This window comes from Corynebacterium renale (genome assembly GCF_002563965.1).
GTDB lineage: Bacteria > Actinomycetota > Actinomycetes > Mycobacteriales > Mycobacteriaceae > Corynebacterium > Corynebacterium renale.
Genome location: NZ_PDJF01000001.1, coordinates 2,195,257 through 2,207,815 on the forward strand (window position 1 = coordinate 2,195,257; position 12,559 = coordinate 2,207,815).

A 12,559-nucleotide genomic window follows, 5' to 3' on the forward strand; every position below is an offset into this window, starting at 1 on the left:
GGACACATCTACACCCCCAATCGGGGGCAAACGAGATGGTGAGGAAGAACGCCCCTTAACGGGACGCCGGTACTATTAGACCCAAAGAGCACTCGACGATAGAAGTGAGGCGAGGTAAGCCGTGAGCAACGCCAGCATTTTCGGCCAAAACCAGTGGTTAGTGGATGAAATGTTCCAGCAGTGGAAACAGGACCCTAACTCGGTGGATAAAGAATGGGCCGACATGTTTGCCCAGCATGGAGCCCCCCAAGCATCCCAGACGGCAGGCGACGCGCCGCGTACCGCTGCTACGACTTCCAACATTCGCGCGGCAGTAAAAAACCCAGCACAGGCCCCCACCGCTAATGACGGCAAGGGATCTGCAACTGACCGCACAGAACCGGTAAACCGCCAACCCCGTAAGGTGCGGACGAAGCCAGAGAGCCCGCTGAAGGATATTCAGGACCTTCCTGAACCCGGCACTACACAGCTCAAGGGAACGTTCCGCGCAATCGCTAAGAACATGGATGAATCGCTGGACATCCCGACAGCGACCACCGTGCGCGATATGCCGGCACGCTTGATGTTTGAAAACCGCGCGATCATCAATGATCACCTCAAGCGCACCCACGGTGGCAAGATTTCGTTCACCCACATCATCGGCTGGGCTTTGGTCCGTGCTACGCAAATTCACCCGGCGATGAATGTCCGATACGACATCGTCGACGGCAAACCATCCGTCACCAACCCGGAACACATCAACCTGGGCTTGGCCATCGACCTTCCGCAGAAGGACGGTTCCCGAGCTCTGGTCGTGGCAGCTATCAAGGAATGTGAAACCCTCGATTTCAAGGGCTTCATCGACGCCTACGAAGACATCGTTGCTCGTTCCCGCAAGAACAAGCTCAAGATTGACGATTTCCAGGGCGTCACCATTTCCCTGACCAACCCCGGCGGTATCGGTACCCGTCACTCCATCCCGCGCCTCACTAAGGGCCAGGGCACCATCGTCGGCGTCGGCGCTATGGATTACCCGGCTGAATTTGCGGGTGCATCCGCTGACCGCCTGGCTGCGTTGGGCGTCGGCAAGCTAGTCACCATTACTTCTACCTATGATCACCGCGTGATTCAGGGCGCCGAGTCTGGCGAGTTCCTCCGCGAAATCTCACGACTGCTTATCGACGACGAGTTCTACGACGAAATCTTCAAAGCCCTCGAGATCCCTTACGCACCAATGCGCTGGGCTCAGGACGTTCCCAACGTAGGTATCGACAAGAACACTCGTGTCATGCAGCTGATTGAGTCCTACCGTTCCCGCGGTCACCTCATCGCTGACACTAACCCGTTGGGTTGGAAGCAGCCGGGCCTGCCCGAGCCTGACCACCGCGACCTGGATATCCACACCCACGGTCTAACCATTTGGGACCTCGACCGCACCTTTAACGTCGGAGGTTTCGGCGGTAAGGAATCCATGACCTTGCGCGAAGTCATGTCGCGACTGCGCGCGGCATACACCCGCCAGGTTGGTTCCGAATACATGCACATCATGGACAATGATGAGCGCCAGTGGCTCCAGGACCGCATCGAGGCCGGCATGCCGAAGCCGACCGTTGCAGAACAAAAGTACATCCTGCAGAAACTCAACGCTGCTGAAGCTTTCGAGAACTTCCTGCAGACTAAGTACGTCGGCCAGAAGCGCTTCTCCCTCGAAGGTGCAGAAGCACTGATTCCACTCATGGACGCCGCGATTGACACGGCCGCTGGCCAGGGCCTTGATGAGGTTGTCATCGGCATGCCGCACCGTGGCCGCCTCAACGTTTTGTTCAACATCGTGGGCAAGCCACTTTCGGACATTTTCCACGAGTTCGAGGGCAACATGAAAGAAGGCCAGATCGGCGGATCTGGTGACGTCAAGTACCACTTGGGCGCTGAGGGCCAGCACATCCAGATGTTCGGCGACGGGGAGATCAAGGTATCTCTTGCAGCTAACCCATCCCACTTGGAAGCTGTTGATCCGGTTCTGGTCGGTATCGCACGCGCTAAGCAGGACCTTCTAGACAAGGGCGAGCAGGGCTTCTCTGTCATGCCGTTGATGCTGCACGGCGACGCATCGTTCGCCGGCCTGGGTATCGTTCAGGAAACCCTGAACATGATGGGCCTGCGTGGCTACACCGTCGGCGGCACCGTGCACATCGTGGTGAACAACCAGGTGGGCTTCACCACCACACCAGATGCGGGCCGTTCCTCCTACTACGCAACCGACCTGGCAAAGGCCTACGGTTGCCCCGTCTTCCACGTCAACGGCGACGACCCAGAGGCTGTCGTATGGGTCGGCCAGCTGGCCACGGAATACCGTCGACGCTTTGGCAAAGATGTCTTCATCGACCTCCTCTGCTACCGCCGTCGTGGCCACAACGAAGCCGATGACCCATCGATGACCCAGCCAGAGCTGTACTCCATCATCGACGACCGCAAGAGTGTCCGTGCGCGCTACACAGAGGATCTCAGCGGCCGTGGCGACCTGAATAAGGACGACGCAGAGGCAGCGGCCCGCGACTTCCACGACCAGATGGAAGCTGTGTTCAACGAGGTCAAGGAATCTGAGCGTTCCGGAAGCCTTGAGCAGACCGGCATCACCACCTCCCAGGAACTCACCCGTGGTTTGGATACGTCCATCACCAAGGAAGAACTGGTGGAAATTGGCCAGGCATATGCCAACGTGCCAGAAGACTTCACTGTTCACCGCCGTGTGAAGCCAGTGGCAAAGAAGCGCGCTGAATCTTCCCAGGAAGGTGGCATCGACTGGGGTTGGGCCGAGCTTGTGGCCTTTAGTTCCCTTGCTAACAATGGTCAGCTGGTTCGCCTCGCTGGTGAAGATTCTCGCCGCGGTACCTTCACCCAGCGTCACGCAGTCCTCTTCGACCCGGAAACTGGCGAAGAATACAACCCGCTCAACGCCCTGGCGGAGTCCAAGGGCAAGGGTGGCAAGTTCTTGGTCTACAACTCACCGCTCACCGAGTACGCGGGCATGGGCTTCGAATACGGCTACTCTGCAGGCAACCTTGATGCCATGGTTGCCTGGGAAGCACAGTTCGGCGACTTTGCTAACGGCGCTCAGACCATCATCGACGAGTACGTCTCCTCCGGTGAAGCCAAGTGGGGCCAGCTCAACAAAGTTGTCCTGCTTCTCCCCCACGGTTACGAAGGCCAGGGTCCAGACCACTCATCGGCGCGTATTGAGCGCTTCCTGCAGCTGGCAGCTGAAGGCTCGATGACCATCACGCAGCCTTCTACGCCGGCAAACTACTTCCACCTGCTGCGTCGTCACGCACTAGGTACCATGAGCCGGCCACTGGTCGTCTTCACGCCGAAGTCCATGCTGCGTAACAAGCACGCGGTCTCCTCCGTTGAAGACTTCACCGAGGTAAAGAAGTTCCGCTCCGTCATCAACGACACCAAGTTCGTCGATGCGAAGGGCAACGTCTCCGGCGACGTGGAGAAGGTCAAGCGCATCCTGCTCGTCTCCGGCAAGCTTGCTTGGGAGCTTGAGGATCGCCGCAACAAGGATGAGCGCGACGACATCGCAATCGTGCGCATCGAAATGCTGCACCCGATTCCATTCAACCGTCTCAAGGAAGCATTCGATACCTACCCGAATGCCGAGGAAATCGTGTTCTGCCAGGATGAGCCAGCAAACCAAGGCCCATGGCCATTCCTGAACGAGCACCTGCCGGAGCTTATTCCGGATATGCTGCCGATGCGCCGCGTATCGCGCCGTGCGCAGTCCTCTACTGCAACCGGTATCGCCAAGGTCCACCAGGCTGAACAGAAGGCTCTGCTCAACGAGATCTTCGAGTAACAGTCACCCCGACGCAGATACAGCGCCGGACAAAAGTGGGGCTCCCCTTTACGGGGAGCCCCACTTTCATAGCTATACCGCTGACACGCTGCGGCAGAAGTTTAGACCCGAGCGTTCGGCGACTTTTCCATATGCCCAATGTTGGCGTCGAACCAGGCATTGACCACTTCACGCAGCGTCGAAGGGTCGCGTGTATCGGCAACCAACTCCTCGAGGTCCTCCTCTGTGATGAGGCGAATGATGACCGTTATCGCGTCCTGGGCATAGCGGTCCAACTTGGTTTTACGGAAAATTGCAACCAAGTTTTGGGGTAACTCTTCTTGGTATTGGTACCCAGTGTCGTAGTTGCACCCAGAGGTCGGCGAAGGGTCCGTGGTCTCGAAGGCGTCGGGCAGCGTGCCGGCTAACGTTTCTAGCGTGAGTTCAGCGGCTGCAACGTCGCCCGGGTCTCCGACAGTCTCGAAAGCGGAAGCAGGCGACTCTGTCGTGTGCCCCGTGGTGTGCTTCCCGGAGGACGTACCGCCGTAGATTTCGTCGAGAAGCGGCTCTACCATCTGCGGGGCAGTGTCAACCAGCATCGACCCGGTGCACACTGTGAACAAGTCAACGGTCGGGTCGGTAAACCATGCTTCTGGTTCCTCGGCGGGGTCTGCGACGACTCGAACTGTTGACTCGTACCCGGTTTCGTAGAGGACCCGCTGGAAGAGAGTAGCCATGACCATGTGGTCGGGGCGGTCGACTCTGGCGGCGATGGTGATGGGAACCTTCGGGTCAGATATGTAATCTGCCCGTGGTTCTACTTCACTGCATGCACTGAGGCCAAGAGCTGCGGAGCACACAATCGCTACGCCGAGCGTACGAAACCGGGAAAAACGCATACTTTTACTGTACTGGCCTTTGGCTGGGTGGCGGGTTTAGGCCTGGGAATCCGGGGTGGTGTCTTCCTCAGCGGATTCACGTGGTGCTTGCTGGGCAGGGTACCCGCTCTGTGCTGGGGTTCCGTACTGCATTGCTGCGATTGCGTCGCGAGCCTTAGTTGCCAGTGCTGGGTCACACAGCAGGTCGTAGCGGCCAGCAACAATGGTGGTTGCGGAAGTGAAATCGCGGGCTCCCCCGCTCATTGCGTACGGGACTGCGGCCATGATGATGCCGAAGATTGCACCCATGATTACACCGGTCAGAATCGGGCCAAAGAAGCCTCCGCCGAAAATGCCCAGCAGGAGGCCAATGAAAATACCGATCCAGGCGCCGGACAGTGCTCCGGAGCCGATAACCTTGCCCCAGGTCAGGCGGCCAGTGACATTTTCAACTTCCAGCAAGTCCACGCCGACGATCGTTAGGGCATCAACCGGAAATTCTTGATCAGAAAGCTTATCGACGGCCGCTTGGGCGTCAAGGTAGGACTCAAAACTGCCAACTGGCCAGCCACTCGGGCGCTGCCGCGTATGTGGTGCAGGGGTTCGATTATTAGCCATATTTTCCTCAATTCTTGACAAATCTCGCGCACATTTTTGTTGTGCCTTCAACAAGTTCAACGGATGACTGGCGTATTTTGTTCCGGTTTAGACACAAGAATGTCCCTCTGCGCATGTGGTGTGAAGGGAGGTAGCCCTGACCTGCCCTCGAATAGTAAAAACCGCTACAGTAGGCACTGTTATGGCTACTGTTACTGAATCCGCGGTTCAGGAAGCACTGTCCCGCGTAGAAGACCCCGAACTGAATCGCCCACTCACCGAGCTGGGCATGGTGAAGTCGGTCTCCGTCGATGGCTCGGACGTTGCAATTGAGTTGTACCTGACCATCGCTGGCTGCCCGATGAAAAACACCATCCAAACCAACGCTGAGGCTGCGGTCAAAGAGATTGAGGGGGTGGGCAATGTTTCTATCACAATGGAGCCGATGAACGATGATCAGCGTCGCGAACTTCGTAATAAGTTGCGCGGTTCTAACGCTGAGCCTCAGATTCCGTTTGCGCAGCCAGAGTCCACTACTCGCGTATTCGCCGTTGCTTCCGGCAAGGGCGGCGTGGGCAAGTCCTCCGTGACAGCCAACTTAGCGTGCGCGTTGGCAGAAAAAGGCCTACGCGTCGGTATCGTCGATGCCGATATTTATGGGCACAGCATCCCTACCCTCATGGGGTCAGACCAACAGCCCACCGTGATGGAGGAAGACATGATTCTTCCCCCGATCTCACACGGCGTGAAGCTCATTTCGATTGGCCACTTTGTCCAAGGTAATGCGCCAGTAGTGTGGCGCGGCCCCATGTTGCACCGTGCTATCCAGCAATTCCTCACGGATATTTACTGGGGTGACTTGGATATCCTGCTTCTGGACCTTCCTCCGGGAACGGGTGACGTCGCCATCTCTATCGCGCAGCTTATCCCGAATGCGGAGTTGCTCATCGTGACTACGCCTCAGGCGGCCGCGGCGGAGGTTGCAGAACGCGCTGGCTCGATTTCCCAGCAGACGCGCCAGCGTATCGCAGGCGTTATCGAAAACATGTCTGCAATGGTCATGCCCGATGGTTCCACGATGGAGATTTTTGGCTCCGGTGGCGGACAGAAGGTTGCAGACCGCTTAAGTGTGCTGACAGGGTCCGATGTCGAGCTCATGGGATCGATTCCGTTGGATCCCTCCCTGCGCCAGCATGGCGATACCGGCAAGCCTGTTGTACTGGCTGACCCGGAGTCTCCTGCGGCGAAGGAATTTGCCAAGATTACAGACCAGCTTGTGGTACGCAAGCAGTCGCTAGCCGGACGTCCTCTTGGGTTGAACGTTCAGTAATCCGAAGAAACCTCCCAGTCATCACTGGGAGGTTTTGTGTTACATGATGTCGCCCCACGAAAAGCCGCCGTGTAGTCCGGGGTCCCGGTGTGCTGCCGGCCGTGGCGCCGGTGCAGGCTGCGGTTGCGGAGGCTGTGGTGGAGTTTCTTCCTGCTGGCTCTTCAACTGAATTCGCTGGGTACCTGGCCGTGGCGCTGGCACCGTGGGGGTGCGATCGACGGCTTCTCCCCCAGTACGACGTGCTTCGCGGCGGTGCGCTTCCCCGGCTGTGGGGGCTTCTTCCATGAGTTTCTTTGGGTCGAAGTCGTCGAGGAAGGACTCGTCGTCGTCGAAAAGCGCTTTGGTGAGCGCCCGCTTCGGTCCCATTGCGCGCCATTTCGCTACTTCGGCAAGTGGCTTACGGAATTCGTCGAATTCTTCGCCGAATTCACCGTTCATTTCTTTTTTAGCGTTGTTAATGGCTTTGCGCGCGGCGTAGATGGCAGCGCGCACGTCTTGGATGACACCAGGGAGTTTTTCAGGGCCGATAATGATAATGCCAACAACGACGACCATGAAGATTTCCAGCCAGCCGATGTTTTGGAACACGTTGTACCGCCTCTAACGTTGAACTATTTTCCACCACCCGAGTGGAGCGCCTTAAAAGTGTAGTTTACGCCCCGCCGGTCGATTTCTTTAACGTCCGCAAGAGCGTCTCAACTTTATCCAACATCTCTTCGGGCTTCGGACATGGAGTATCTGACGCGTCGGGGCCTGGGCCACACTTGTGGGCAATACCCGTGAGTTTCGCAAGCAGATCGTCTGAGGCACGCACTTCGTCGGAGGTATTGCAGAAGTTTAAGGCCTCGGAAGCCGCGCGTTGGGTACGGACTTCGTGGGCGCATTCTTCGCACTGCAGCAGGTGCAGGTGCGCGCGCTTCCGGGCAACCGGGCTGAGTTCACAATCCACGTAGGCGGCGATTGCTTCAGGCGCTAGGTGATCCACACTGAACAACACTTTTTTTGCGTGCTGGAGAATCAGCTCCGCTTTCGCCCGATTCTTGGGGCTATGTGGCGTTGTCGTCACAGGTCCCTCCTTCCGCACGCTCGCTTACGGTCCAACTCAATTCCCCACCATAGACTTTTCTTAGGAAGCGTGACGCGCTTGCCGCCACGCCGTGCCACATGACTAAGCGTTGGCGGGAATGAGAAGCCGGGCGTCTTCGCTTGCCTCGGCGGCAGCCTCGAGATAGGTGCGCATTTGTGCACGGCCGCGGTGGATGCGGGAACGGACGGTCCCCATCTTCACGCCTAGGGTTCCGGCGATTTCCTCGTAGCTCATTCCTACGACGTCACAGAGCACCACTGCGACGCGGAAGTCAGGGCTCAAGTTGTCGAGGGCTTCCTGCAGGACAGGCGTCAGATTGTTCACGGTGTAGGCCTGTTCCGGCGTCATGTCGTTACCGGGGACGCGTTCATAATCCTCCGGCAATGCTTCCATCCTGATCGTCTGGCGATGGCGAACCATATCCAGGAACAGGTTTGTAGTAATGCGGTGTAGCCAGCCGCGGAACGTTCCAGCCTTGTAATGCTTGAGCGAGCGGAAGACACGCATGAAGGTTTCTTGGGTGAGGTCTTCTGCGTCTTGCTGGTTACCGCTGAGACGGAATGCAAGGCGATAGACGCTATCGGCGTGTTGCCGAACTAATTCTTCCCATGCTGGCATCTCCGCTAGGCCAGCATCAAAGGCGTCGGTCCCCACGAGTTCTTCATCTGTAGTGGCACTGTGCGCGTGAGCCACCTCCGCCGGTTCTGGGGCAGGCTCAGATGTAGGGCGCTCATTCGCTCGTGGGATGGTCATGCTTATATATTGTGCCGAACGTTTCTGCACATGGCCAATCAAAAGGTGTAAAAGCTCCTGTGAGTACGCTTCATCTCCCCCAACTGCAACTGTGGCCCCAGTTTTAGGCCGGTTCCGCGAGTGGCACGGCCCGCTTGACCCACTGCTGTTTACACTAGGCAGCGTGACTGATTCTGCTTTCAACGCTTTAGAAGAGCTTATCGCTACCACCGGATTGTCTGCGTCCGAGGATGCAGGAGATACCCCTGCAACGGGACCGCGCGCTGCGATGACCGTTGCCCGCGAGCACGCCACCGAATTCGGTTTGCATGCTCCTACCGAATCCGCCGGCGCTTTACTGCGCACTGTGGCTGCCGCGTGCCGCGCAGAGAAGTCCTCGGGTGTCATTGCTATTACCCCGGCGGCAGCAGTCGTGGCGTTGTATTTGGCTGAGGGCATTTCCGAAAAGCATTCGATTACATGCATCGATCCAGAGGTCGAGCACCAGAAGGCGGCCAAGTCCGCGATGCAGCAGGCTGGCTACGGCTCTGCGAAAGCGCGTTACCTGACCTCGCGTCCGCTGGATGTCTTGGGCCGTTTAGCCGCTGACAGCTACCACGTGATTTACGCCGATGTGGCGCCACTAGATATGCGCGCCACGTTCGATGCCTGTTGGCCGCTGCTCACACAGGGTGGGACAATTATCTTCGCTCATTCGCTTCTCGACGCCACGATCGCCGACGACAACCGCGTGGACCGAGACACCGTCGCCGCCCGAGACATGTTCGCTTTTGTCAACGGACTCGACCCGGAAGAACACGTTGTTACTCATCTGCCGATCGCTTCTGGCCTGACGCTTATCACGCGTCGGTAGGGCGTCGATAAGCCTCCATCCCGTTGCGCACTGTCGGTGCCGGCGGGATTTTCTTTTGGTGACTACTGTGGTGGCCATGGCACATGAAAACTTCCCACAGCAGAGGCATAGCATCTTCCAGAATTCACTCATGTCGGCGCTGTTGGATGGGATTTATGATGGCGAAATGACAGTCGGTGAACTGCTCGGGCACGGCAACTTCGGCATCGGAACTTTTGATGCCCTCGACGGCGAAATGATCGTCCTCGACGGGACCTGCTACCAGGTGCGCGGAGATGGTTCAGCGGAGGTTGCTAGTTTTGAGCAGAAGTCCCCTTTCACCGTCATGACGAACTTCGTCCCGCGTATTTCGGCAACGCCTCCGCCTGGCCTAAAACGCTCTGAGCTTTCGGAATTCATCGATTCCATGCAGCCGAGTGAAAACTTTATGTACGCTGTTCGCATAACCGGCACTTTTGCTGATGTGACCGTGCGAACGGTCACGAAGCAAGAAAAACCGTACCGGCCTATGGTGGAGGCAACTGGCGATGATGCCGAGCTGCATTTCACTGATGTTGCCGGGGTAATCGGCGGGTTCCGTACTCCTATCTATGAGAAAGGAATCGGGGTTCCTGGTTGCCACGTGCACTTTATCGATAGTGCGCGGTCCCGAGGCGGACATGTTCTGGACTTCACCCTCACCGAGGGCGTCGTAGAACTGTGCCCCGGAACGAACCTGGAGTTACATCTGCCGCTGACCACAGCCTTTGGTGCAGCGGACTTGTCTCCACAGGATTTGGATGACCAAATCCACCGCACAGAAGTGAAGAGTTAACTACCGTACGCCACGCTGACTAGTACACGAGAGGTCCCTACAATGCCATTTTCTACGCCCACGGAACCCTACCGTCCGGAACTGCATGTGACTGCAGAATCAGGTGTCCTCAACGCACCGGCAGGTATCCTCATCGACGGTTCTCGGTGGCATATTTTCCACCAATACCGCCCCCTGCACGACGCGCCATATACTCCGGAAACGACGGCACGGTGGGGCCACCAGGTTTCCGAAGGCAACGGGTTTAGTTGGGAAGAATGCGATGACGTACTTGCCCCCGAAGGCGGCGAGCTTCTTGTCCGCGCCGGGTCGGTAGTGTCCACGAAGGCTGGGAGTGCTCGCCTCTACTTCACGTCGGTAACCAAAGACGGTTGTTCGGTCCATCTCGCTGAAATTCCCGATTTGGAAGAAACTGCCGACGAAACCTCGGATGATTGCACCGCTGTGGCCCAGTCTGTGCGACGCATCGGGGCAGTTGTAGATAATTCCACACTCAATGCTGATGGTTCCGCGTCGGGCCTGAAGGACTTCCGCTCCCCGTGCGTCATCCCCGACTGGGCCAGCACAGATGACCGCGAAGAAGGCCACGAAGGCTGGCTGATGCTCGCCGTCACTGGGGATTCCGAACACCCCACACTGGCAATGGCCCACTCCGAAGACGGGCTTGATTGGACTATCGACGGCCCCCTCCACTTCTCCGGCACCTCCGGTCTGGAGGACGAGCAGCGCTTGGTCAGCCCTCGAATCTCGCGTCTGCGCGATGAAGTAGACGGCAAGATTTACGACGTCCTCCTCATCACCGTGGAGCGCGACGGCATCGACGTTTCCGGGTACCTTGTCGGACGCCTCGAAGGCACCGTGTTTGACGTAGTCCAGCCTTTTACCCGCGTTGACTACGGCCATGACTTCACCCGCCCGCGCACCGTCTACTACACCCCCGGATCTGCATCCCACGAAGACCGCCACGACCAGACAGCGCTCCTAGGTTTGGTCAACGGGGTTGGCCGCTACGACGACCCAGCACAACACCTCTCGCTGCAGAAGGAAGGCTGGGCCAATGCGCTCAGCCTGCCCCGTGTAGCCACTCTCCAGAACCAGTGCCTCTACCAAGTCCCAGCCCAGAAGCTTATCGACGAAGTCGCCCACACTTCCCACGCTCGTTCGTGGACAGGCGTCTGCGACATCCCCGAAGGCTCTGCCGTTGTCATCTCCTTGGTCGATGAAAACGGCAACATTGCTGCAACCGTCACTCACAAGGGCACCGTCCTGGAATTGGACCGCTCGATGAACCCGCACCACTCCGGCGACCCAGTAGCTACCGCTCCCCTATCCGAGGTGGACACCGATAGCCTGGGCATCATTGTGGACGGGTCAGTTGTGGAAGTCTTCGCCGACGGCGGTGCCGTGGCCATGGCAAGTCGCGTCTACATTGACGGCGAATGCACCGCACTCGAGGTCGATACCCAGGGCGAAGCCAGCATCATCAACTGTTTCGAGCGTTCCGGCCGCTCCCTGAACTCGCCCCAGAATAATTAAGCCAACGCTAGGCGCGTGATGGTGGCCCGAGCGGTCACCGTCATCGCCGCTGGCAAATCGGCAATCCGCTCGCGCAGGTCCTCAGGCTTAATGTGACGCGCTGAAGGGCTCATCCCGATTTGGGCTGCGATTGATTCCTGGTCCAGGTTCATCTCAAATTCAATGTGCTCGGGCTCGCCCACCGGCTTCAAGAAACCATCGGACTGCTCAATAAGGCGCTCTACCTTACCCTTTTCCACATCAATAATTCCCAGTGGTGCACGCAGTTCAGCAAGGTGGCCAGGGTCGGCAGTCAACACTACAACCTGACCGCCCGGCTTCAGGACGCGCGCAAATTCTTCGACGTTACGGGGCGCAAAGATCACGGTGATGACGTCTACGCTGTGGTCCCGAAGCGGGAGTTTCGCCCACGCATCAGCCACCACTGCTCCCACACGGGGATGGCACTTGGCCAAGTGTTTTGCCGCCGGTACAGAAACGTCGAGCCCTACACCTCGCGCCCCCACGATGGAGTCGAGTGTGTGTGAGAGATAGAAACCGGTACCCGCACCTACCTCGACGATGACGGGCGCTTCCACGTGGGGGTCTTCGGAATCGTCAAGAGCGGTCCCCACAACCTCCGTCACCTTCTCCACGAACGGGCCGAAGTGTCCCTTACCAAGGAATAATTCCCTATTCGCGATCATCTCGGGGTCATCGCCGGTAAATTTCAAGCCCTTACCGCTAGCAAGGGTGACGTACCCCTGACGGGCAACGTCGTAAGAATGCCCGCTTTCGGAAACGAGGCGGGCGAAATCATCTTCACCGTGTAGGGCGGTCAGATCAGTAGGGTCAGCAAGAACATCAATGATGTGGGACAGCATGTTTCTACCCTAGCCTGCAACCGACGTAGAC

11 protein-coding genes are annotated in these 12,559 nt (G+C 58.0%); 5 read left to right on the top strand and 6 right to left on the bottom strand.

What is annotated here, in order from left to right; all coding sequences use genetic code 11:
* Positions 1–121: 121 nt before the first annotated feature.
* Positions 122–3,838: a multifunctional oxoglutarate decarboxylase/oxoglutarate dehydrogenase thiamine pyrophosphate-binding subunit/dihydrolipoyllysine-residue succinyltransferase subunit gene (locus ATK06_RS10260; protein ID WP_098389304.1), complete on the top strand. Its 3,717-nt coding sequence runs from the start codon at positions 122–124 to the stop codon at positions 3,836–3,838.
* Between the two features lie 101 nt (positions 3,839–3,939).
* On the opposite strand, the gene ATK06_RS10265 is transcribed toward ATK06_RS10260, so the two are convergent.
* Together ATK06_RS10265 and ATK06_RS10270 are read right to left on the bottom strand one after the other, a co-directional pair.
* Entirely contained in the window at positions 3,940–4,716 is a 777-nt protein-coding gene (locus ATK06_RS10265) for a hypothetical protein (protein WP_048380507.1), read from the bottom strand.
* Between the two features lie 36 nt (positions 4,717–4,752).
* Positions 4,753–5,313 carry a YflT domain-containing protein gene (locus ATK06_RS10270; protein ID WP_231913489.1) on the bottom strand — a complete coding sequence of 187 codons (561 nt, stop codon included), beginning with the start codon at positions 5,311–5,313 and terminating at the stop codon, positions 4,753–4,755.
* 181 nt (positions 5,314–5,494) lie between these two features.
* Between ATK06_RS10270 and ATK06_RS10275 the strand changes: the two genes are divergently transcribed.
* A complete protein-coding gene (locus ATK06_RS10275) occupies positions 5,495–6,622 on the top strand; it encodes an Mrp/NBP35 family ATP-binding protein (protein ID WP_048380504.1) in 1,128 nt (375 codons plus the stop codon).
* Between the two features lie 39 nt (positions 6,623–6,661).
* Here the strand turns inward: ATK06_RS10275 and tatB are convergent, their stop codons facing one another.
* The 3 genes from tatB to sigE form a co-directional block, all read right to left on the bottom strand.
* Positions 6,662–7,210, bottom strand: a complete 549-nt coding sequence (tatB, locus tag ATK06_RS10280; protein ID WP_048380502.1) for a Sec-independent protein translocase protein TatB — start codon at positions 7,208–7,210, stop codon at positions 6,662–6,664.
* Between the two features lie 64 nt (positions 7,211–7,274).
* Positions 7,275–7,688: an anti-sigma factor family protein gene (locus ATK06_RS10285; protein ID WP_231913488.1), complete on the bottom strand. Its 414-nt coding sequence runs from the start codon at positions 7,686–7,688 to the stop codon at positions 7,275–7,277.
* A gap of 102 nt (positions 7,689–7,790) precedes the next feature.
* Positions 7,791–8,462, bottom strand: coding sequence for an RNA polymerase sigma factor SigE (sigE, locus tag ATK06_RS10290; RefSeq protein WP_083986041.1), 672 nt, complete (start codon positions 8,460–8,462; stop codon positions 7,791–7,793).
* A gap of 163 nt (positions 8,463–8,625) precedes the next feature.
* Here sigE and ATK06_RS10295 point away from each other — a divergent pair, with 163 nt between their 5' ends.
* From ATK06_RS10295 to ATK06_RS10305, 3 genes are all read left to right on the top strand, one after another.
* On the top strand, positions 8,626–9,315 hold the full coding sequence (locus tag ATK06_RS10295) for an O-methyltransferase (RefSeq protein WP_083986039.1): 690 nt from the start codon (positions 8,626–8,628) through the stop codon (positions 9,313–9,315).
* Positions 9,316–9,391: 76 nt separating this feature from the next.
* Complete coding sequence (budA, locus tag ATK06_RS10300) at positions 9,392–10,129, top strand: acetolactate decarboxylase (protein ID WP_098389444.1); 738 nt, start codon at positions 9,392–9,394, stop codon at positions 10,127–10,129.
* A gap of 87 nt (positions 10,130–10,216) precedes the next feature.
* Positions 10,217–11,665, top strand: a complete 1,449-nt coding sequence (locus ATK06_RS10305) for a GH32 C-terminal domain-containing protein (protein ID WP_231913487.1) — start codon at positions 10,217–10,219, stop codon at positions 11,663–11,665.
* Here the strand turns inward: ATK06_RS10305 and ATK06_RS10310 are convergent.
* Positions 11,662–12,528: a methyltransferase domain-containing protein gene (locus ATK06_RS10310; RefSeq protein WP_048380496.1), complete on the bottom strand. Its 867-nt coding sequence runs from the start codon at positions 12,526–12,528 to the stop codon at positions 11,662–11,664. The genes ATK06_RS10305 and ATK06_RS10310 overlap by 4 nt on opposite strands.
* Positions 12,529–12,559: the final 31 nt, after the last annotated feature.